Source organism: Pararhodobacter sp., from assembly GCF_034676545.1.
GTDB lineage: Bacteria > Pseudomonadota > Alphaproteobacteria > Rhodobacterales > Rhodobacteraceae > Pararhodobacter.
On sequence record NZ_JAUCBZ010000004.1, the window covers coordinates 50271 to 71182 of the forward strand.

The following is a 20912-nucleotide window of genomic DNA, read 5'->3' on the forward strand; positions in this document are numbered from 1 at the left end:
GTGGCAGTGGCTGTATCTGAACCTGATCCGCGACTGCCTGTGCGCAAGCATCGTTCAGCCCAGATCGGCGAGTGGATGTGCGCCGCTGAAGCGGGGGCGGAAGTGGTCGGCGATCTCGTCGTCGCTGATTTCGCCCATGTCGGCATGGCGCCAGCGCGGCTGGCGGTCCTTGTCGATCAGCAGGGCGCGCACGCCTTCGGCGAAGTCGGCTTTGCTGGTGCAGGCGACCGAGACCATGTATTCCACCCGGAACACTTCAGCCAGCGACATGTGACGGGTGCGCTGCCACAGCGCCCATGACAGGCGGGCGGAGCTGGGGGCGCCGTGGGCGAAGGTGTTGCCAGCGGTGGCCAGCCAGGTGTCCTGATCGGCGGTGAGGGCGCGCAGGCGGCGGGCGATGTTGACCAGGCTGTCGTTGCCGATGAGCGCCTCGATGCGGTCGAAATGGGTGCGCAGTCGTGAGGTGGGGATGGCGTTGGCTGGCAGGGGTGCTGAGCGGGTCGAGGAGGGCGCTCAAGCGGGCGTGGTTGGCTGCGCTGTCACCCTCGTCGGGCGCGTGCCAATGGGTGGCGCTGATCAGTTCAGGCAGTCGTGCGCGTTCGCCCTCGTCGATGAGGTAGTCGGCCAGGCCGGCAAAGCGCGCGTCGGCGGCGTTGATCGGGGCGCCAGTGAGCGCAAGGAAGAGGCCGGCGCGCCCCGGCATGCGGCGCAGAAACCAGCTGCCGCCGACATCGGGGTAGATGCCGATGGTGATCTCGGGCATGGCCATGCGCGTGCTGGGGGTGACGACGCGATGCGAAGCGCCCGCCATCAGCCCCAGGCCGCCGCCCATGACCACCCCCTGGCCCCAGCACAGCAGGGGTTTGGGATAGGTGTGGATGAGGTGGTCGAGGCGGTATTCGTGTTCGAAAAAGGTGGCGATCTCGGGCGCGGCCTGTCCGGCGGGCACGGCCTTGATGGCGCGGTAGAGCGCGGCGACATCGCCGCCGGCGCAAAAGGCCTTGTCACCGCTGCCGTCGAGCAGTACGCCGACGATTTCAGAGTCTTCCGCCCAGGCAGCCAGTTGCGGCGCCAGGCGGTCGATCATGTCCAGGGACAGCGCGTTGAGGCGCTGGGGTGCGTTGAGGGTGGCGTGGCCAAAGCGCCGTCCGCAGGCGGTGGGAATTTCGCGCAGGATCACGCAGTCGTTCATGCTCAGTCTCCTTGGGGATTGCACCATCTTTTTTTCGGAAAAGGGGGGGCGAACTGGCACCTGCAGCTGTTCGCGCGTTGAAGTCCCTTGGGGATTCACGATACATAAATTCCGTGATTCTCGGGGCTCAGGTGGGACTCGATGGCAAGACGGCTTCTCGCTATGTCGGTGTTTTCGAGCAGATGTACTTGCTCAAGCGCATCAATGTCTGGGCTCGTAACCGGCTGAATCGAGTGATCAAGACACCGAAACTGCAGTTCATCGATTCCGGCTTGCTGGCCGCATTGCTTGATTTGGGCGCTGAGGAAGTGCAGCAGAATCGCGCACGCTTTGGCAAGGTGCTGGAGACCTTCGTTTTTGCGGAGTTGCTCAAGTATACGACCACGGCGGACGACGATTACCAGCTGATGTACTACCGGGATGCAGACAAGTTCGAGGTGGATGTGATCATCGAGAACACGGTTGGAGAATTGGTGGGCGTTGACATAAAGACCTCGGCCACCGTGAAGGAAAGCGATCTACGTGGTTTGAAGAAGTTTGCCGGCCTCGCAGGTGGCCAGTTCAAGATGGGTGTGTTGCTTTACGATGGCACGGAGACGATGCCCCTGGGTGACGGTATTTGGGCGGCGCCGCTGTCAAGCTTGTGGGGGCAGTAGAACAGGGTGCGTGACGCCAAATCCTTCGCGCCAGCAAGGTAAGCGCATACCGAAGGCCGAGCTTCCGGTAACATCCCACTCATGCTGAATCTGAATCGAATCAAGGCCATCTCGCTGGATCTGGACGACACGCTGTGGCCGATCTGGCCCACCATTGCACGTGCCGAAAGCGTGCTCTACGACTGGCTTGCCCTCAACGCGCCGCAGACGGCGACCCTGTACGCCAGCCCACAGGCGCTGCGCGCGGTGCGCGATGCGCTTGAGCAGCAGCGCCCCGACCTGGCCCACGACATGACGGCCTTGCGCCGCGAATCCTTACGCTTTGCGCTGAATAATGCAGGCGATGATCCGCAGCTGGCCGAGCCGGCGTTCGAGGTCTTCATTGCCGAACGCCACAACGTGACGTTTTATCCCGACGCGCTGCCTGCGCTGGAGTTTCTCGCTGCGCGCTATCCCTTGGTGAGCCTGTCAAACGGCAACGCCGAGGTCTCGCGCATGGTGCTGGCGCCGCTGTTTGTGGGCAGTGTGGCGGCTTTCAAATTTGGCGTTTCCAAGCCCGATCGCCGCATTTTTCATGCCGCGGCGCAGGCCGCCGGCGTGCAACCGGACGAGGTCCTGCACGTTGGCGACCATGCACTGCAGGACGTGCTGGGCGCACGCGCTGCGGGCATGCAGGCCGCGTGGGTGAACCGCGAACAAGCTGCCTGGGAGCACGCCGAAAGACCGCATGTGGAGCTGAGCGATCTGGGCGAACTGGTTCAGCTGCTGGGCGGTGATCGGCTATCGGGACGCCCTGAATAGGGATTCGCCTTGCCGCTCTCCCCCCGGCACAGCCCGTCGCTTATTGCACTCCACGCGCGTTATATGCGGTATCGAACAGACGAATACTAGGTAACGAGTCGTTTTCAGGCGATGATGCCCATTGCGCCCATTCACGACGGGTGACATCCAGCGACGCGAATCGCCAACTTGAAAGAGCAGTCAATGCAAATTCAGGACCATTACTCAACCTTGCAGGTTGATCGGTGTGCCTCAGCAGCAGAGATAAAGGCCGCTTTCCGTATCCTGGCGCAGCGCTTTCATCCGGATGTCTCGGAGGACAGGGATGGCGAACGGAAATTCAAGAATATCGCTGAAGCCTACCGAACGCTGAAACGCCCCGACTCGCGGATTGCCTACGACCATCAGATAAATAATTATTGTGGTCACAAGTCAGCCCTGACCATCGACTTTCCAAATATCGGAAATTTCGACTGGGGGTTGGCTATGTTTCAAAACTATTTATGGTTCTGGCTGAGTCACGACGAAAATCCAGAGTGAAACGTCCATCGATGCAGAAGCGGAGCTAGCAGCCTGTCGGGCTATCCCCCTGTAAAATGCCGCGTCGCCCCTGGAACCTGAGAGCATGAGCCGCTTCCGCCCGATAGACCGCCAAACGGAGTACCTGTTGCCGCCCTCGGTGCAGGACTGGCTGCCCGAATCGCACCTGGCGCGCTACGTGGTCGATGTGGTGGAAGGGCTGGACCTGTCGGTACTGGAACGCGCGTATGCGGGCCGCGGCAGCGATGCCTACCATCCGGCGATGCTGCTGTCGCTGCTGATCTACGGCTATGCGACGGGGACGCACTCGAGCCGCAAGATCGAACGGGCCACCTACGACTCGCTGGCCTTCCGCTTCATCGCCTGCGACCAGCACCCGGACCACGATACGCTGGCGACTTTTCGTCGCCGTTTCGGCAAACAATTCGCCGATGTCTTCGTGCAGGTGCTGCAAGTAGCCCGCGAGAACCAGCTCTCGCGCTTTGGCACGGTGAGCCTGGACGGCACCAAGATCCACGCCAACGCGAGCCGCCACAGCGCGCTCTCTTATGGGCACGCGCAGAAGATCGAAGCTCAACTCAAGGGTGAAGTGCAGGAAATACTCGCGTTGGCCGAAGCGGCCGATCGAAGCAATGTGCCCGAAGGCGTGGATCTGCCCGCGGAGATCAAGCGCCGCGAAGACCGGCTGGCCGCTATCGCGGCCGCCAAGGCCAAGATCGAGGCGCGCGCCAAGGAGCGCTTCGAGCGCGAACAGGCCGAGTTTGACGCCAAGATGGTCAAGCGCCAGGCCAAGGCGGCAGCCAGCGGCAAGAAGCTCGGCGGCAAGCCGCCTGCTCCGCCTGCGCCGGGTGCGCGCGCGAACGACCAGCTCAATCTGACCGATGAAGATTCGCGCATCATGAAGGTGGCCGGCGGCGGCTTCGAGCAGTGCTACAACGCGCAGGCGGCGGTCGATACGGCGTCGATGCTGGTGATGGCACCCCACCTCACCCAGGCGGGAAACGACAAGGAGCAGGTCGAACCGATGGTGGCCCGCATCAAGGCGCTGCCCCAAGGGCTCGATCAGCCCGACCAACTGCTGGCCGACACCGGATTCTTCAGCGAGCGCAACGTGCAGTGCTGCCAGAGCGCCGGGATCGAACCGCTGATCGCGGTGGGGCGCGACCAACATCATCCGGATTGGCACAGCCGCTTCGAAGAACCCACCCCGCTCGAGCAGCCCGCGACTCACGTCGCGCAGATGAAGCACGCGCTCAAGACCCGGGCGGGCCGCGCAGCCTACGCGCTGCGGAAACAGACCGTTGAACCGGTGTTCGGCATCATCAAGTCGGTGATGGGATTTCGTCAGTTCATGCTGCGCGGACTCGACAACGTGCGCAACGAGTGGACCCTGGTGTGCCTGGCGTGGAACTTGAAGCGCATGGCCGTATTGCGTCCGCAGTGAGAAAAAAAAAGGACAGCAGCATTGCGATCTCGACTGAAAAGCCGCGTATTGGAGCCTGAAATGCCGACTGTTTCCCACATTGTAAAATCAAGCCCTCGGATACCGCGCCGCGAGTGCTCAAGTCCGACAGGCTGCTAGGTGGCGCTTCTGCGCTCCTCGCGGGCGAGCCGCAAGCGCAGCCTGTAGATGGCCGATCCTGAATCTCGTTCAGGCGGACGATGGCGCAAGCAGCGCGTCGCCGGGTTCAGATCTTGCCTACCCAGTCATCGACCGCCTCGGAGATGATGTCGTAGGCGAGTTGATGCGCGTCTTCTGGCTCGCGGTAGGGGTCGGGCACCTCGGTCTTGGTCCAGTGCCCGAGCAGGAAGGTCTTGCCGCGGGTGGTGGGGTCGAGGTCGTTGGCGTAGTCGAGGTGGTGCTTTTCCATGCCGAGGATGAGATCGGACCAGCGCGTGAGTTCCAGGTTGAGCTGCTGCGCGCGATGGGCGGAGAGGTCCATCTGATGCTGATTGGCAACCAGTTGGGTGGTCTTGTCGGCGCCATGACCTGCCAATGCGCCAATACCGGCGGAGCGGACGAGCACCCGCTTGCCCGCGGCGAGCGCACGCTGGCGGATCAGCTCTTCGGCAAGCGGACTGCGACAGATGTTGCCCGTGCACAGAATCAGAAGTTTTTCGAACATGGCCTTGGCGTAAAAAAACCGACACCCCGCTCTAGGGGCATCGGCTTCTTTAAAGATGTTGCTGGTCAGGCAGCGCGCACAAGGCAGCGCTGGCTGACCTGATCAGCAAGCTGATCAAGCAGCTTGCTTGCGACGACGCATGGCACCCAGACCGGCCAGGCCCAGACCCAGGAGGGCGAGGGAAGCGGGTTCGGGGACGGCGGTGATTCCAATGTTGCGCACGGTGAACGCGCCGTCGATGGTGCCGTTGCCGCCGCCAAGCAAGGTATCGCCAGCCAACAAGATTGCTCCGCTACCCAGCCAGCTGGTGGGGGTGTCGAGGATGTTCATGATGACGGAGGTGTCGGTGATGGTGCCCGCGATATTGTAGGCACCGGCGCCGGTCGGAATAGCAAAGGAAGTGCCCAGCAGGGTGTTCAGGAAGCCCAGAATGCCCGAGGTGGTTGCGCCGTCGTACGAGCCGTTAAAGCCGAATGTGATCGGGTTAACGATAGCGCCCGAACCGAACACGAAGGGGTAGGGCCCAGGGGTCAGGCCAGTGGCGGAGAGGTAGCCAGTGAAGACTGGCGTACTGGTCGTGACCGTGCGGCTGAACATGCCGGCAGCGGCGCCATTCAGGAAGTCAGAACTGGCGGTGCCGCTCGGGCCCGCAGAACCCGGGCCGACGCTCACGGCGTAGGTGTTCGACGGGCCTGCAGTCAGGACACCGTTACCCACCAAGCCGGTCAGGGAGACCGAGTAGCTGTTAGGCGTCAGATCCTTGAAGCCCGTAATGGCAAAGTCGCCGGCCAGGGAGTTGATGTTGCTCACATAAGCAGCCGAGGCGCCGGTGCTGATCGTGGCCAGAGCCGCTACGGCGGCGATGAGTACAGTCTTTTTCATGGGTTGTGTCCTGTCAGTACGTCACGGCTGGTGTTTAGCCGGAGAGCGGGTTTAACTTCGTCGCAACGTGTAAGTGGTCGCTGAGTGGCTTAAAGCAATATCAATGCCAGATTTGCAACTACTTGATAAATAAGGGTTGGATATTGTCTTTCAAGTCTGCGAGAGAGCGAGTGTAAATTTTCCCGACACGTGTTTTCGGCGCCGCTGAACACGGCGAAAGGGCTCTGGGCACGACGCAGCGTGACACCCACCGATGCGGGCCCGGCCGGAAGTCGAAATCGGGTTGCTTAGCAACGCAAGGGTAGGTTTGACGGGGCCAGCTCAGAACCAGCTTTCGACCTTGCTGCGCGCCGGCATGCCGCCCGCGTGCACCACGGTGCCGTCGACGACGACGCCGGGCGTGGCCATGATGCCGTAGGTCATGATCTGTTGAAGATCTTCGACCTTTTCGAGCACGATTTGCGCGCCCTTGGCGGCAGCGACTTCTTCGATGAGGCGGATGGTGTTGCGGCAGTTTGCGCAGCCCGAGCCCAGAACCTTGACGTTTTTCATGCTGTGCCTTCCTCAGAGAATCAGGTTGAAGATGTAGCCGACCAGGATGATGCCGGTGGCGACGATGGAAACATAGATTGCGATCAGCTTGAGCTTGAGCGCCTTGCGCAGGATGATCATCTCCGGCAGCGACAGGGCGACCACGCTCATCATGAAGGCCAGCAAGGTGCCCATGGCCGCGCCCTTGCCGTACAGGGCCTCGACGATGGGGATGACGCCAGCCGTGTTGGTGTACATCGGCACGCCGATGCCGACGCTGACCGGCACCGCCCACCACGCTTCCTTGCCCATGATCTGGGCCATGAACTCGGCTGGCACATAGCCGTGAATGCCGGCCCCGATGGCGATGCCGAGCATGACATAAGGCCACACCCGGCCGACGATCTCCTTCACGCTCGCCCAGGCGGCGTCGAAGCGATCGGGCCGGCTCGGGCGCGAAAGCGCGCTGCTGGCGGCGGCTGCGCCGCGCTGGATGTTGAGCACCCAGTCTTCCAGATAGCGTTCCAGCTTCATGCGCGTGAGGATGAGCCCGGCAAGCATGGCCACCACGATACCAAAGGCAAAGTAGAGCGCGGCGATCTGCCAGCCGAACATCGCCGCGAGCATGACGACTGCAATCTGGTCGATCATCGGCGCGGCGACGAGAAAGGTGAGGGTGATGCCCAGCGGCACGCCGGCTGACAGGAAACCGATGAAAAGTGGCACCGCCGAACACGAGCAAAACGGCGTCACCGCCCCCAGCAAGGCGGCGAGCAGATAATTGAAGATGGCCGCACGTCCGGCAAGCAGGCTGCGCGTGCGCTCGGGCGTGAAAAACGTATGCACCACGCCCATGATGAAGACGACCCGCAACCAACAGCAGCAACACCTTGGGCGTGTCGTAGATGAAGAAATGCACCGCTTCCGCCGCATGCGTGCCCCGTGCCAGCCCTAACAGGCCGACGACCACATCGGCAAAATCGGTCAGGTGGGTGTAGGCGGCCACCCATGCGGCGCCGGCGACCAGAATCGTCGCCGCCCAGCGCCCGAGGCTGGGTGAAGAAGGCTGGAGGGTGGGGAGTGGAAGTGGAAGGGGGTGTGTGCTCATTGCGTGCTCCGCTTGCAGAGATCAGTGCTTGGCCGTTTTTGACGCTGTGCGACGACTCATTCAGGGAGACGTAGCAGGGGGCAAAAGGATGCAGCCTGGAGCGAAAAAACGATTTTGCTGCAAGTCTTGGGTCGTGGCGCTTGTCGGCCAGGCGCATGTGGCCAAGGCGTACGTTCATCAAATTATTACCCGATAATTCGTCCCTGGCTGACTGCCGCCGACAGGCAGGGCGTCTTCAACAAGGAAACAGGCCATCAGCGACATCACGATTCATCACAACCCACGCTGCGGCACTTCGCGTAACACTCTGGCGCTGATCCGCAGCAGCGGCGCCGAACCGGTCGTCATCGAATACCTCAAGACCCCGCCCAGCCGCGCGCAGCTCGTCGAGCTGATCGACGCCGCTGGGCTCGGTGTGCGCGGAATCATGCGCGCGAAAGAGGCGCTGTTTGCTGAGCTTGGTCTGGGCGACCCCCGCATGACCGACGAAGCGCTCATCGACGCCATGATGGCGCATCCGATCCTGATCAACCGCCCGATCGTGGTCACGCCGCTCGGCACCCGTCTGTGCCGACCGCCCGAGACCGTGCTGGAGATCCTGTCCAAGCCCAGCGCGACGCCCTCGCCAGCGCGGGCGACAAGGCGTCTAACATGAAGTGTGGGTTTCGGGCATGCGGCTGCGCGTCCGCCGGCTGCTGCGATGAACGAATGGCCGACAGGCGGTAAGCGATGAACCCACCTTGCCTGATGAGCGCCTGGCAAGCCTGTGAGCGCGAATTGCACGCCTTTCTGCGTCACCGCGCGCCCGAAGGCGTCAGTGCCGACGACTTGCTGCAGGATCTGTTCTTGAAGGCCTTGCTCAAGGACCGCGCCTTTTGCGAAATCGAAAACCCGCGTGCGTGGTTGTTCGAGGTGGCACGCAATCTGGTGGACCACCAACTGCGCCGCAAACGTGACACACGCCCTGTCCCTGACGATCTGCCAACGCCCGAGCCCGAGCTCGACATCGCCGACGGCCTGGTCGACTGCCTGCCACGCGTGCTGTCCGAGCTCGCCCAGGCGGATCGGGAAGTGATCGAGCTGTGCGACCTCGGCAACATGACCCAGGCCCAGTTCGCTCAGATCAAGGCCCTCTCACTGCCCGCCGCAAAGTCGCGTATTCAACGCGCCCGGCAAAGATTACGTGCGCAGCTGATCGAAGCCTGCCAGGTACGGTTTGACGATGAGGGCAAGCGCTGTTGCTTCACCCCGCGGGCAAGGCTGTAGCAGGTCAGGATGACAAACAGGCCTGAACCGCAATGCGGCTGGGGCCTGTTCGGGTTGATGTATGGATGCTGAAGCGCGGGCCAGACCGGCTGAGCTCAGGCCGGCTGAGGCCAGACGAAGTCGGGGCGTAGCTCGGCGTGGACGGGAAGACCGTCACTCGGCTTGGGTGCGCCGGTCGCGGGATCGTAGAACGCGTGGTAGGTCGGCGGCAGCTTCGCGGGATCGAGGCCCATCAGATTGGGAACGATCACCCGGATGCGGCGCTCCTTGTCGTCGAGCATGATCGGGGTGCCGCACTTTGCGCAGGTGCACAGCTCAAGCGGGCCGTTCGGATTCTGGTCATTGAAGGGCTGACGTTTGAGGCCCTCGGGGGTTGTCGACCTCGACGTCCGCATGCTTGTAGAACACAACATGGGTCGTGTCCTGGCCAGTGACGCGTTTGCACACCGAGCAGTGGCAGGTGTGGTTGTCGATAGGGCCGGCATGCAGTCGCGTGTGTACATGTTCGCAGCCGCCCGTCGTGTTTGCAGTCATCGCTATCTCCGTGGTTTTTTTATGATGGTCCGTCATGCCCGGGTGGCCTGAGTGGTCCACGCCGGAAGGCTTGCGCTGGACCGCAAAACGCTCAAGTCCTTGCTTGATTATGGGCCGCTGGCGCAAAGAATCCAGCAACGTCATCACCGGCGCCGTGGCTTGGCGGCAGGCTGCGGGTAGATGCATAGGCGATGAAGCCGACGATCGCGGCAAGGATCAGGCCAAACACCGCCGCCCTTCGGCACGGAGTGGTCGCGCCATCCCATACGATTCTGCCGCTTGCGCTCAGCCATTCGCTAAGCGTGATGCCCACAATCAACCAAAGCACGCCGAGCAGGTAGCCCGCCCAGACATCGCTCAGGTAGTGCACGCCGAGTCCGATACGGCTCAGCCCAATGGCGAGGACAAGCGTGGCGGTGGCGAAAAGCAGGTTAACGCGCTGCTTCCACTGGGTGGTGGAGCGGATCAGCACATAGCCCAGAAAACCATAGAAGGCGACGGCGATGGTGGCGTGCCCGCTCGGAAAGGAAAAGGACGGCTCGAGCAGGACGGCCGCGACCGGCCTCGAACGCTGAAAGGTCAGCTTGCCCAGCGTGACGAAAACGCCCGCCCCGAAGCTTGATGCCAACAAGCCTGCGATCGCGTACTTGCGCTTCGTGAGCCAAAGCACGAGGCACGCCACCACGAGCACAGCGCCGACTACCCGCGGCTCGCCCAGGCTGGTGATCCACAAGAACACAGCAACGACCCACGGCTCGCGATAGGCGGCGATCAGCTGCGCCATTGCATGATCGAGCGCGACGATGGAGTCCGCGGTGACGACATCCTCGATAATGCCCGCAAACAAGGCCAGCACATAGGCAAACGCCAGCACGAGAAGCGTGAGCGCGAGGCCGTAAAAACGTGAGCGATCGACACGACGGACGAGGAAGCGGCTACCGGCGGGATAGCGGCGCGCCACTCGCCCCACGTAGACATTGCCACCCAGCGCCGTCTTGATCGATCGACCAAGCGACACCAGCACCCGCAGCACTTCTGGTCCCTTGCGCACGACCAAGCGCTGCAAAAGCCAAACCAGCCCCACCGCGAGCAGCAAGCCGACCACGATTGCCGTCACCACCAGCACGGCAGGGATGTCCTGCCAGTACGCGGGTAGATGGACATGCTCAATGGACGGCAGGGCAGGGGTGGCAGGCGTGTCGATCATTGAAACCTTGGTCTTCTGGCAAAGCGAGGATGTTGCCAGCATGCAGAAATGGTCAGTAGTGCGTTCAGCGCGACCTAAGCTTTTCCGCATTTCGCGCCGGCCTTCTGAATGTGACCGTTACCCGCAATCCCGTTGAGCGCGCGACGTCCGCATAGTCCAGCGCCACCGTAGCGCCGCAGCGATCGGCGATCGCCTTGACGATCGAGAGCCCAAGGCCGGAGCCGATCTCGTCATTTCCCAACAGGCGGTGAAACGGCTCGAACACGCGCGCACGTGCTTCCGGCGCAATGCCGGGTCCGCTGTCGCTGACCTGCACCACCACCTCGCGCACATCGACGCCGACCGCAAGGTTGACTCGGCCCCCCACGGGCGTGTATTTGATTGCGTTGTGACGAGATTGCGCACCAGCGTCTGCAGATCGAATTCGGCGAGCGCGATGCTCACGTCCTGCTCGCTGGTGACTCCGATGTCGATGGACTTTGCCGTGGCTTGCGGATGCAGTTCTTCGATGACCTGGCGGAATACGTTGTGGACCGACACCGGCGTGGCCGCCGCGCTTGGCGCGTCCTGCACCCGCGCCAGGGTGAGGAGCTGTTCGAGTAGCAGTTGCGCGCGGCGAATCCCCTGGCGCAGCGCCGCGAGGCGCTCGCCCGCCGCGTCGGACATCGGCGTGCCGGCCAGCCGTTCGGCCTGCAGCGAGAGCGCGGTGAGTGGTGAGCGCAGTTCGTGCGCCGCGTCGACGAGGAAGCGGCGCTGTTGACTGACGGACTGCTCGACCCGCGTCAACATGCGGTTGATGGCGACGACGAAGGGGCGAACCTCGGTCGGCAGACCCGTTGCGACGAGCGCGCCGAGATCCTGATCGCTTCGCCCGTCCAGTTCGGTGGCGAGATCGCGCATCGGTTTGAGCATGCGGCGAATGACGTCGCGCAGCACCAACAGCAAGATGGGGATCAGGATGACAAACGGCATCAGCGTGCGCAAAGCGCCGTCGCGCGCCGTTTCGTCGCGTACCGCCGTTTGTTGGCCGACGACAAAGCGCCTGTCGGCAGCCAGCGTGGTGACGAAGAGGCGCCAGGATTCATCCTCGATCATCACCGTCTGCAGCCCGTCGGGCAGTTCGGCGGAGAGCAGCAGTGGCGTCGCGGACGAGCGTGGCGTTGTTTCGCGCGCGTTGGGCAGTCTCTGCACCACCACCTGCACGTCCGAATCGGAAGCAAATTCGGGCAACTGTTCAGATGCAGTGGCGACCGGCAAGTGATTGCGGTCGATGAGGGCGGCGATCTGCCGTAGCGTGTCGTCCTGAAGTTCGTTCGCTTCTTCAAACGCGGTGATGAACGAGAACGCGCCGGCGACCACCGCCACCCCCAGCAAGAGGGCGCTGACCCATGCCGAAAGCCTGAACTGCAGCGACTGCCTCAGCGGGCTTTGGGCACCAGCCATCCCACGCCCCTCACGTTCTTTATTGCGTCGTTGCCGAGTTTCTTGCGCAGCGCGTGGATGATGAATTCGACGGCGTTGCTTTCCACCTCGCTGCCCCATCCATACATGCGGTCCTCCAGTTCGCCGCGCGACAAGATTGCCCCAGGCCGGATCATCAGCGCATGCAGCAGCGCGAATTCGCGCGCCGACAGGTGAATCTCCTGGCCGTCGTGCGCAACGGTTCTTGCGCAGACATCCAGCGACAGCACCTCATTGCACAGCAGCGGACCGGCGACGCCGCCCTTGCGGCGGGCCACTGCACGCATGCGCGCCAGCAACTCGGCCATCTCGAAGGGCTTCAGGACATAGTCGTCGGCGCCCAGATCGAGCCCCTGAATGCGACTTTCGACGGCGTCGCGTGCGGTGATGATGAGCACCGGCACGGCATTGTTGTGCCCACGAATGGTGCGCAAGACCTGAATACCGTCTGTCTTTGGCAGACCCAGATCGAGCAGCACGATGTCGTAGGTTTGAGCGGCGACGGCTTCGATCGCCGACTGCCCGTCGCGTACCCAATCGGGGGCGTAGGCGGCGTCCACCAACGCCGCTTCCACGGCTTCGCCAATCATTCGATCGTCTTCGACAAGCAGGACTCGCATCGGACTCTCTCCGTGAAACGCTTCAGAGTGCCCCCGGGCGTCCGGCAAATTCCACCGTGCCAGAACGCCAGGGTCGCGGCGACAGACGCCATCGAAAACTGATCGACGGAACGCGGATTGAAACCCCCCTTTCGACCGCGTCGCCGGGCTGCTGTATCAATGCGCCCGCTTGGCCGCCCGTTGCTTGAACACCAGGATCATCGCCAGGATGAAGATAATCAGCACCGCGGAGGCGCTATATCGGCTCAGTGCGAGACCGCCGGAACTCACCGGCTTGTCGAGAAAATCGCCAACGACAGCGCCGAGCGGACGGGTCAGGATGAATGCCGCCCAGAACAACACGGTGCGCGAAACTCGCGTCCAGAAGTAAGCCGCGGCCACCGCCCCCAAGAGGGCCGAAAACACGAGTGCGCCGCCGGTGTAACCCAGCCCCGCCGTGCCCGCGGTCCAGTCGCCGAGCGCCGTGCCGAGCGTCTGCGAGAACATGATGGTGATCCAGTAGAAGGTCTCGGCCTTTGGCGAGCTGACGGTCGCGACGGAGATCGATCCCAGCGTCCGGTACCAGAGCGCGAGCGAGCCCATGAGCAGGATAAACAGCAGCGTCGAGCCACCGGCATAACCGATGCCGAGCGAGCGATCGGCGAAATCGGCCAGCGTCGTGCCCACGGTCGTGGTCGCGATGATGGTTGCCCAGTACAGCAGCGGATGAAAATCCTTGGCCTTGATCTGGGCGACCACGGCCACCAGAAAGATCGCCGCGAAGATGCCTGTTGCGGCCAGGTAGCCCAGCTTCATCGACATCGACACCGCGTCACCGGCGGTCTCGCCGAGCGTGGTCGCGGCGACCTTGATGATCCAGAACACCAAGGTCACTTCGGGCACTTTGCTTAAGCTGCGTTCGGCTTCTGCCGTCATGGATTCGAATCTCCCTCTATTCATGTCTCAGGCGCGCTCGCCTACTCGACGTTCGGTCGCCGTGAGGTAGGCGACGAGGCCGAGGATGGTGAGCAGGAAGATGGCACTGGTGACGACTGTGCCAAGCCCGAGCCCACCATTGGCAACCGGTTGCGAGAGCAGATCGCCGAACGAGGCGCCGAACGGTCGGGTCAGGATATAGGCAATCCAGAAGGCCAGCACGGCATCCAGGCGCAATACGTAATACCCGATCGTCACCGCGCCGATCATTGCGCCGAACATCAGCGCAGAAACGGTGTAGCCCAATTGCAAGCCCTCCGCGGCAAGATCACCGGCGGCGGTGCCGAGCGCAAAGGTGAGCAGGATGGCAGCCCAATAGAACAGTTCGCGCCGGGTGGTGAAAATGGTGTGGACCGAGAGTGTTTTTTCGCTCGCGTACCACAGCCCGAAGGTCGCCAGCAGAGCGACGCTGAAGAGGGCGGTGGTGGTGTTCAGGGAGACGCCGAAGTTGTCAACCATGTTGTCGGTGACGAGCGTGCCGAACACACTGATCAGAACGACCGCGACCCAGTAGATCGAGGGAATGTATTTTCTCGATCTGAGCTGTGCCAGCAGCGCGACGAGCAACAGCCCTCCCATCACCGCAGAGGTGCCGGTCAGGCCGAAATTGAGATTCACGTTGAGAAAGTCGGCGGCCGTTTCACCGACCGTGGTGGCCATGATCTTGATGATCCAGAAGAACAGTGTGACTTCCGGAACCTTGTTGAGCATGCGATGTGCATCTTCGCGTGACAGGGCATTCATGATGTTCTCCCGAAGACATGGCTGCTCAGCAGGTCCGCAAAGGCGGGAAACGTCGCCAGCAGCAATGCTTTGCGTGTCCAATCGCCAACTCGATCGCGCCGGGCTGCGCCGGCGCATTGATGAGCAGAAAATGGCTTCCGTTCAAACGAGGAAGCGCCTTCGATGATCGGTTCAGCGCTTCCCGTGCGATCAATCACGACTCGTCGTGATCGTCATCGTCGTCTTTGTCGCGGCCGTCATTGTGGTCGGACTTGTCCTCGGTCGAGGACAGGATGCTGCCCTTGTCGGCATCGACCTTGACGTCGAAGACCTTGGCGCCGGCGACAACCTCGACTTCATAGATCAGGCCCTGCTTGCTGTGCTCCAGTTCGGCCTTTGTCGCCTTGCCGCCGTGCTCCTTCTCGGCTGCACTGATCGCCTGGGCGATGGACACCTTGGCTTGGTTGATGACCATGGCGTCGTTCTCGGAGGGCGTCGCAGCGAAAGCGGCACCGCCAAGCGTGGTGATCGCCGCTGCGACGATCGCGAATTTAGTGGTCTTGTTCATGTCCGTACTCCTTTTCGTTTCACGCTGAAGTTGCGTGATTCAAAGAGTACGCAGCCAGACTTAGCTGAAACTGAGCGCGCACCGCACACGTAAAAATAGCCATCAGTCCATCGCTGCGGCATTGTTTTTGCCGGGTGCTATGCTTCACGACGGCGCTGACCGGTGGCGGTCGCGCTCAGGCAAAGCTGCGGCATGGCAACGGCGATGCGCTGCTGTGGATTCGACGGCACTTTCATATCGGCCCGGTCACCGGCGCCGCCCCGGACAATAAGATGATCAGCGCACTGGTTGCGTCCTATGGCTATTTCGCGGTTTTCATCGGCACGCTGCTCGAAGGCGAAACGATCCTGATTGCCGCGGGATACGCGGCCCACCGCGGTCTGCTCGACTGGCCGCTGGTGGTGGTCGTGGCAATGGCCGGCGGCACCCTCGGCGACCAGCTCGCATTCTTGCTGGGGCGCTGGCGCGGCGAGGCCTTGTTTGCCCGCTTTCCCGCCCTCGCGCAGCACAGGGAAAGGGTGTTCCGCCTGCTGGCGCGCTACGACGTGCTGTTCATCCTCTCGCTGCGTTTCATGTACGGGCTGCGCATTGCCGGCCCGGCGATCCTCGGATCGAGCCCCATGTCCATGGGCCGTTTTGCGTTCTTCAATGTGATGGGCGCCGCGCTGTGGGCGGTGATCATCGCCGGCGCCGGCTGGTTCTTTGGCGCAGCCCTGGAAGCCGTCCTCACCGACATCAAGAAAATCGAGGAGGCCTTGCTGCTTGCAATCCTGGTCGCCGGAGTCGGTATCTGGCTATGGCATCGGCGCCGCGCGACAGCAAAGGTTGACCGTGCGGACTGATTAAGTGCGCAGAACAATAGATGCTAAGTCCTCCCGGGCTGTTTGGCGGGTTGCAAAGCCAGGACAAGGAGCGCAAGCAGGCAGAACACCGCCCCGGCGTAGAAGGTGGATGACGCCCCGAGCCGGTCCCACAACAGGCCGGCGACCACACTCGCCAGCAGCATGACGATGCCGCTCATGAGATTGAAAAAGCCATAGGCCGTGCCGCGCAGATCGGCAGGCGCGGTATCGGCCACCATGGTCGCCAGCAGCCCCTGGGTGATGCCCATGTGCAAGCCCCAGAGCGCAACCCCGGCCAGCACAGTGCTCCAGTGACCGGCGCTGGCGAGCACGAGATCGGCCACGATGAGCACGCCCAGCCCGAGGGCCAGCAAACTGCGGTGACTCATGCGGTCCGAGAGCTTGCCGAAGGGATAGGCCGAAAGCGCGTAGATCAGGTTCATCGCCACCATGACGAGCGGCACCAGGGCGATCGGCACGCCCCTTTGCTGTGCGAGCAGAACCAGGAAGGCCTCACTGAACCTCGCCAGCGTAAACACCGCTCCCACGCCAACCACCCACCAGTACGACGTGCTAAGGCGGCGCAGGTTTTCGCGAGAGATGGGGTTCTGGCGTTTTTCAGCCCGTGGCCGGTCTGGCTCGCGCAAGCCAAAGGCGAGCAGGGCGACCGCAATCAGGGCCGGAATCGACGCGACCCAGAACACGGCGCGAAAGTCATTGGCCCACAGCAGCATCAAGCCCACTGCCAGCAAGGGGCCGAGGAAAGCGCCCGCCGTATCCAGTGACTGGCGCAGTCCGAAGGCGGCGCCGCGCAAGTGCGGAGGTGTCATGTCAGCAACCATCGCATCGCGCGGCGCGCCACGGATGCCTTTGCCAACCCGATCAAGCAGCCGTGCCGTCACCACAACGCCGAGGACGGGGGCAACGGCAAACAGCGGCTTGCTGAGCGCACCGAGCGCGTAACCGAACACCGCCAGCCCCTTGCGCTTGCCCAGAAAATCGCTCAGCGCGCCCGAAAAGACCTTGACGATCAAGGCGGTGGATTCGGCCAGCCCTTCGATCAAGCCGATCGTGAAGGCACTGGCGCCCAGCGTCGTGAACATGAACAGCGGCAGCAGGCTGTGGATCATCTCCGACGATATATCCATCAGCATGCTGACAAAGCCGAGAGTCCATACCCCGGCGGGTATCTGCCTCAGCCCTGCGGGTGCGCTTTTTGCTGGTGGTTTCGTGGTCACAGTCTCAGCTCATTCACGTTTGTGACGATCTTCAGCTTGCAGGTGCTCGAGATAGTTCGCAATCAAGGCTTGAGTATCAGCCAAGTCTGCCGCGACATGGACGTGGGGAATTCAGCAGTGAGGCGCCTGGCCCCAGCAGCCGGAACACGCTCATCAAGGGCGGGCTGAACGTGATCGGGGAGATCCTGCGCGGCCAGGACGCCTTCGTCGAAATGGCGCACTATCCGGCGGATGAGGTGTTCGATGACGGCGCTGCAGGCCAGCCTCGGCGGCGTGCGGCTTGACGAGCAGGGGGCACCAGACAGGAGCAACACATGACCAACGCCAGCGCACAGGCCGCGAGCCCGCCGTGGGACGACGCCTCGATCACCGCGATCCGGCGCGACATGCTGCGCTTTGCCCGCATGCAGTTGCGCGACAGTGGCGCGGCCGAAGACATGGTGCAGGAAGCGCTGATGGCGGCGATGACGAGCGTGAAGGGCTTCGCCGGTCGGTCTGCCTTCAAGACCTGGATGTTCGCGATCCTGCGCAACAAGATCGTCGATCATATCCGCGCCTCGTCGCGCGAGATCAGCGGCGGGGACCTTGCCGGACGCGTGAGCGACGACGACGAGCTGGCGGATTTTGACGTGCTGTTCAGCCGACGCGGCCTATGGAACCCCGACGATCGCCCGGTGACCTGGGCGAACCCGGAAGCCGCCTTCGAGCAGGACGCCTTCTGGGCGGTGTTCGACATCTGCATGAACAACCTGCCCGAGCACATCGCCCGCGTTTACACGACGCGTGAGCTTCTGGAGCTCGAAACCGCCGAGATCTGTGCGGAGCTGGGCATCACCAGCAACAACTGTTTCGTGATCCTGCACCGAGCGCGGCTCGGGCTGCGGGAGTGTCTGGAGAATCGCTGGTTCCAGGGAGAGGGCCGATGAAGATGATGAACTGCAAGGACGCGACCAAGCTCATGTCCGAACGCTACGAGCGCGCGCTCAACCTGCGCGAACGACTGACCTTGAAGGTGCACACGGCGATGTGCAAGGGCTGCTCGAATTACGGCCAGCATCTGGACGTGTTGCGCCAGGCCACCGCGCGGCTGCGCGAGGGCAATACGGGCGGCGAACGTTCACTGGACTGCCCGTAAAGGGAGATCCGCCATGGGACTCGTGCCCGATCTGGCGCGCTATCTGTTTCCGACCCCGCCGGTGCCGCAACGCTTCCGGCGGCTGATGCCGCGCACCGGGTCAGACCTTCACCCTGCCCAAACGCAAGGCATTACCCACCACCGACACCGAGCTGAAGCTCATCGCCACCGCCGCGATCATCGGCGACAGCAGCAGGCCGAAGGCGGGGTAGAGTACGCCAGCCGCGATCGGCACACCCAAGGCGTTGTAGAGGAAGGCAAACGTCAGGTTCTGGTTCATGTTGCGTACGGTTGCGACCGAAATGTTGCGTGCGGTGGCAATGCCGCGCAGGTCGCCCTTGACCAGGGTCAGATGCGCACTGCTCATCGCCACGTCGGTGCCCGTACCCATGGCAATGCCGACATCCGAGCGCGCCAGTGCGGGCGCATCGTTGATGCCATCGCCCGCCATGGCGACAATGCGGCCCTCTGCCTGCAGCTTGCCGACGAGTTCGTGCTTGTCGGCGGGCTTCACTTCGCCATAGACCTCATCGATACCCAGACGGGCGCCGACTGCGCGCGCGGTGGTGAGCCCGTCGCCCGTGGCCATGATGATGCGCAGGCCGCTTTCCCGCAGTGAATCGAGCGCTTCAAGGGTTGACGCCTTGATCGGATCGGCCACCGCGATCAGGCCAGCAAGAACGCCGTTCACCGCGAGATGCATCACGCTCGCGCCCTCTTGCCGCAAGGCTTCAGCGCGCTCGGTAAGCGGACTCCAGTCGATCTTGTCGTCGTCCATCAGAGCGGTATTTCCCAATGTCACGCGCCGATTGCCGACGCTGCCACGCACCCCGATTCCGGACGAGGACTCGAAGGTCTCCGGCGTGCTGAGTTCGAGCTCACGCTCACGCGCCTCGGTCACGATGGCCTGGGCGAGCGGGTGCTCGCTGCCTTGGTCGAGGCTGGCTGCGATGCGCAGCACTTCAGCCTCGGTCCAGTCCGCCGCTGCCACCACACTATGGAAGCTGGGGCGGCCCTCGGTGAGGGTGCCCGTCTTGTCCACGATCAGGGTGTTGACCTTGCGTAGCGACTCGATTGCAGCCGCATCGCGAAACAGCACGCCTTGAGTGGCAGCCATTCCCGTCGCCACCATCACGGACATCGGCGTGGCCAGACCGAGCGCGCAGGGGCAGGCGATGATCAGCACCGCCACCGCATTGATGAGGGCGTAGGCCCAGCTCGGCTGGGGCCCGAAGAAGCCCCATATCAGGAAGGTCACCACCGCGACGAGGACGACGACGATGACAAACCAGCCCGCGACCACATCCGCCACGCGTTGCATGGGTGCACGCGAACGCTGCGCTTGCGCAACCATCTGCACGATCTGCGACAGCATGGTTTGCGCGCCGATCTTTTCCGCGACCATGATCAGGGCACCGCTGGTGTTGAGTGTGGCGCCGATCACCTTGTCGCCGGGCCGTTTGTGGACCGGCATCGATTCGCCCGTGAGCATGGATTCGTTCCACCGCGCTTTCGCCTTCGGCGACCACGCCATCGACCGGCACTTTCTCGCCGGGACGAATGCGCAGGCGGTCGTCCTCATGGACGTGGTTAAGCGGGATGTCTTCTTCGCTGCCGTCTGCGCGAATGCGGCGGGCGGTCTTGGGCGCGAGGCTCAGCAAGGCCTTCATCGCCGCGCTGGTTTCTGCGCGCGCCTTGAGTTCCATCAACTGACCAAACAGGGTCAGGGTGATGATGACCGCCGCCGCTTCGAAATACACTGCGACATGCGCGCCCATGCGAAACGAGGGCGGAAACACCTCCGGGGCGACGGTAGCGACGACGCTATAGCTGTAGGCCGCGCCCGTGCCCAGGCCGATCAAGGTCCACATGTTCGGGCTCGCGTTACGGATCGACTGCACGCAGCGCACAAAGAACGGCCAGCCCGACCACAGCACGACCGGCGTTGTCAGTACCAGCTCGACCCAGGGGCGCGCCGCGCCCAGCATCGGATCGAAGAAGCCGCCGGACATCGCAATCGCCGTCACGATCACCGTCATCGGCAGGGTCCACCAGAACCGACGACGGAAGTCGATGAGCTCCGGGTTTTCCTCGTCATCAAGGCTCGCCATCATCGGCTCAAGCGCCATGCCGCATTTCGGGCAGGTGCCAGGGCCGATCTGGTGCACTTCCGGATGCATCGGGCAGGTGTACTCGGTGCCGGGCGGCGGTGCGCTGCCCGCTGCGCCCTGTTCCGCCGCAGCCTGGTCCGTCTTGGGGGCGAGATACTTCTGCGGATCGCGCTTGAACTTGTCCTGGCACTTTGCACTGCAGAAATGGTATTCGTGCTCGGCGTGCGTCGCGCGATAAGCGGAGTCGGGTTTCACCGTCATGCCGCAAACCGGATCGGTATCGGTGTTCGTCGATGAATGATCGTGATGATGGGCGTGATCGGAATGGTCGCCGTCTGGATGCGTGTGATTCACCTTGCCTCCCCTTTTTTGTCAAATGCCGACGCCAACTCCATAGCGACGCCGACAAGGCCATGA

General features: G+C 62.9%; 23 protein-coding genes and 3 pseudogenes. 10 read left to right on the forward strand and 16 right to left on the reverse strand.

What is annotated here, in order from left to right:
• Positions 1-54: 54 nt before the first annotated feature.
• Entirely contained in the window at positions 55-486 is a 432-nt protein-coding gene (locus VDQ28_RS00615) for an enoyl-CoA hydratase/isomerase family protein (protein ID WP_323034238.1), read from the reverse strand.
• Positions 487-508: 22 nt separating this feature from the next.
• A pseudogene (locus VDQ28_RS00620) lies at positions 509-1219 on the reverse strand (enoyl-CoA hydratase/isomerase family protein); the annotation flags it as partial.
• Between the two features lie 104 nt (positions 1220-1323).
• Between VDQ28_RS00620 and VDQ28_RS00625 the strand changes: the two are divergent.
• The 4 genes from VDQ28_RS00625 (at position 1324) to VDQ28_RS00640 (ending at position 4612) form a co-directional block, all read left to right on the forward strand.
• Positions 1324-1848, forward strand: coding sequence for a DUF4143 domain-containing protein (locus tag VDQ28_RS00625; RefSeq protein WP_416349332.1), 525 nt, complete (start codon positions 1324-1326; stop codon positions 1846-1848).
• 81 nt (positions 1849-1929) lie between these two features.
• Complete coding sequence (locus tag VDQ28_RS00630) at positions 1930-2649, forward strand: HAD family hydrolase (protein WP_323034182.1); 720 nt, start codon at positions 1930-1932, stop codon at positions 2647-2649.
• A gap of 183 nt (positions 2650-2832) precedes the next feature.
• Positions 2833-3168: a J domain-containing protein gene (locus VDQ28_RS00635; RefSeq protein WP_323034183.1), complete on the forward strand. Its 336-nt coding sequence runs from the start codon at positions 2833-2835 to the stop codon at positions 3166-3168.
• An 85-nt stretch (positions 3169-3253) separates the two neighbouring features.
• The gene (locus VDQ28_RS00640) at positions 3254-4612 is read left to right on the forward strand and encodes an IS1182 family transposase (protein ID WP_323034184.1); all 1359 of its coding nucleotides are present in this window, start codon (positions 3254-3256) and stop codon (positions 4610-4612) included.
• Positions 4613-4856: 244 nt separating this feature from the next.
• Here the strand turns inward: VDQ28_RS00640 and VDQ28_RS00645 are convergent, their stop codons facing one another.
• From VDQ28_RS00645 to VDQ28_RS00660, 4 genes are all read right to left on the reverse strand, one after another.
• Positions 4857-5294, reverse strand: coding sequence for a low molecular weight protein-tyrosine-phosphatase (locus VDQ28_RS00645; protein WP_323034185.1), 438 nt, complete (start codon positions 5292-5294; stop codon positions 4857-4859).
• Positions 5295-5408: 114 nt separating this feature from the next.
• Positions 5409-6176 carry a PEP-CTERM sorting domain-containing protein gene (locus VDQ28_RS00650; RefSeq protein ID WP_323034186.1) on the reverse strand — a complete coding sequence of 256 codons (768 nt, stop codon included), beginning with the start codon at positions 6174-6176 and terminating at the stop codon, positions 5409-5411.
• Between the two features lie 321 nt (positions 6177-6497).
• Positions 6498-6728, reverse strand: coding sequence for a thioredoxin family protein (locus tag VDQ28_RS00655; protein ID WP_323034187.1), 231 nt, complete (start codon positions 6726-6728; stop codon positions 6498-6500).
• Between the two features lie 12 nt (positions 6729-6740).
• Positions 6741-7562 carry a permease gene (locus VDQ28_RS00660; protein WP_323034188.1) on the reverse strand — a complete coding sequence of 274 codons (822 nt, stop codon included), beginning with the start codon at positions 7560-7562 and terminating at the stop codon, positions 6741-6743.
• Between the two features lie 506 nt (positions 7563-8068).
• Here VDQ28_RS00660 and arsC point away from each other — a divergent pair.
• Positions 8069-8470 (forward strand): arsenate reductase (glutaredoxin), encoded by a 402-nt coding sequence (arsC, locus tag VDQ28_RS00665; RefSeq protein ID WP_416349334.1) that lies wholly within the window; start codon positions 8069-8071, stop codon positions 8468-8470.
• Positions 8471-8562: 92 nt separating this feature from the next.
• Entirely contained in the window at positions 8563-9081 is a 519-nt protein-coding gene (locus VDQ28_RS00670; RefSeq protein WP_323034239.1) for a sigma-70 family RNA polymerase sigma factor, read from the forward strand.
• Positions 9082-9176: 95 nt separating this feature from the next.
• Here the strand turns inward: VDQ28_RS00670 and VDQ28_RS00675 are convergent, their stop codons facing one another.
• The 8 genes and pseudogenes from VDQ28_RS00675 to VDQ28_RS00710 all read right to left on the reverse strand — a co-directional run bounded on the left by VDQ28_RS00675 (position 9177) and on the right by VDQ28_RS00710 (position 15169).
• On the reverse strand, positions 9177-9362 hold the full coding sequence (locus tag VDQ28_RS00675) for a hypothetical protein (RefSeq protein ID WP_323034189.1): 186 nt from the start codon (positions 9360-9362) through the stop codon (positions 9177-9179).
• A gap of 344 nt (positions 9363-9706) precedes the next feature.
• Positions 9707-10864 carry a phosphatase PAP2 family protein gene (locus tag VDQ28_RS00680; RefSeq protein WP_323034190.1) on the reverse strand — a complete coding sequence of 386 codons (1158 nt, stop codon included), beginning with the start codon at positions 10862-10864 and terminating at the stop codon, positions 9707-9709.
• A 22-nt stretch (positions 10865-10886) separates the two neighbouring features.
• The gene (locus tag VDQ28_RS00685) at positions 10887-11189 is read right to left on the reverse strand and encodes an ATP-binding protein (protein ID WP_323034191.1); all 303 of its coding nucleotides are present in this window, start codon (positions 11187-11189) and stop codon (positions 10887-10889) included.
• A 260-nt stretch (positions 11190-11449) separates the two neighbouring features.
• A pseudogene (locus tag VDQ28_RS00690) lies at positions 11450-12265 on the reverse strand (two-component sensor histidine kinase); the annotation flags it as partial.
• Positions 12241-12903 carry a response regulator transcription factor gene (locus VDQ28_RS00695; protein ID WP_323034192.1) on the reverse strand — a complete coding sequence of 221 codons (663 nt, stop codon included), beginning with the start codon at positions 12901-12903 and terminating at the stop codon, positions 12241-12243. The pseudogene VDQ28_RS00690 and the gene VDQ28_RS00695, both read right to left, overlap by 25 nt.
• Positions 12904-13059: 156 nt before the next feature.
• A complete protein-coding gene (locus tag VDQ28_RS00700) occupies positions 13060-13818 on the reverse strand; it encodes a hypothetical protein (RefSeq protein ID WP_323034193.1) in 759 nt (252 codons plus the stop codon).
• Between the two features lie 27 nt (positions 13819-13845).
• A complete protein-coding gene (locus tag VDQ28_RS00705) occupies positions 13846-14622 on the reverse strand; it encodes a hypothetical protein (RefSeq protein WP_323034194.1) in 777 nt (258 codons plus the stop codon).
• A gap of 193 nt (positions 14623-14815) precedes the next feature.
• Complete coding sequence (locus VDQ28_RS00710) at positions 14816-15169, reverse strand: PepSY domain-containing protein (RefSeq protein ID WP_323034195.1); 354 nt, start codon at positions 15167-15169, stop codon at positions 14816-14818.
• 272 nt (positions 15170-15441) lie between these two features.
• On the opposite strand from VDQ28_RS00710, the gene VDQ28_RS00715 reads away from it, so the two are divergent.
• Positions 15442-16011 carry a DedA family protein gene (locus VDQ28_RS00715; RefSeq protein ID WP_323034196.1) on the forward strand — a complete coding sequence of 190 codons (570 nt, stop codon included), beginning with the start codon at positions 15442-15444 and terminating at the stop codon, positions 16009-16011.
• Between the two features lie 23 nt (positions 16012-16034).
• Here VDQ28_RS00715 and VDQ28_RS00720 read toward each other — a convergent pair whose 3' ends face one another.
• Positions 16035-17165 (reverse strand): MFS transporter, encoded by a 1131-nt coding sequence (locus VDQ28_RS00720; protein ID WP_323034197.1) that lies wholly within the window; start codon positions 17163-17165, stop codon positions 16035-16037.
• Between the two features lie 68 nt (positions 17166-17233).
• Between VDQ28_RS00720 and VDQ28_RS22515 the strand changes: the two genes are divergently transcribed.
• From VDQ28_RS22515 to VDQ28_RS00730, 3 genes are read left to right on the forward strand one after another with little or no spacing between them, the layout of a single operon-like run.
• Entirely contained in the window at positions 17234-17533 is a 300-nt protein-coding gene (locus VDQ28_RS22515) for a DUF6969 family protein (RefSeq protein ID WP_416349335.1), read from the forward strand.
• A 30-nt stretch (positions 17534-17563) separates the two neighbouring features.
• A complete protein-coding gene (locus VDQ28_RS00725; RefSeq protein ID WP_323034198.1) occupies positions 17564-18175 on the forward strand; it encodes a sigma-70 family RNA polymerase sigma factor in 612 nt (203 codons plus the stop codon).
• Positions 18172-18384, forward strand: a complete 213-nt coding sequence (locus VDQ28_RS00730) for a zf-HC2 domain-containing protein (protein WP_323034199.1) — start codon at positions 18172-18174, stop codon at positions 18382-18384. The genes VDQ28_RS00725 and VDQ28_RS00730 overlap by 4 nt, the downstream gene beginning before the upstream one ends.
• Before the next feature lie 100 nt (positions 18385-18484).
• On the opposite strand, the pseudogene VDQ28_RS00735 reads toward VDQ28_RS00730, so the two are convergent.
• Positions 18485-20756, reverse strand: a pseudogene (locus tag VDQ28_RS00735) (heavy metal translocating P-type ATPase).
• Between the last annotated feature and the right edge of the window lie 156 nt (positions 20757-20912).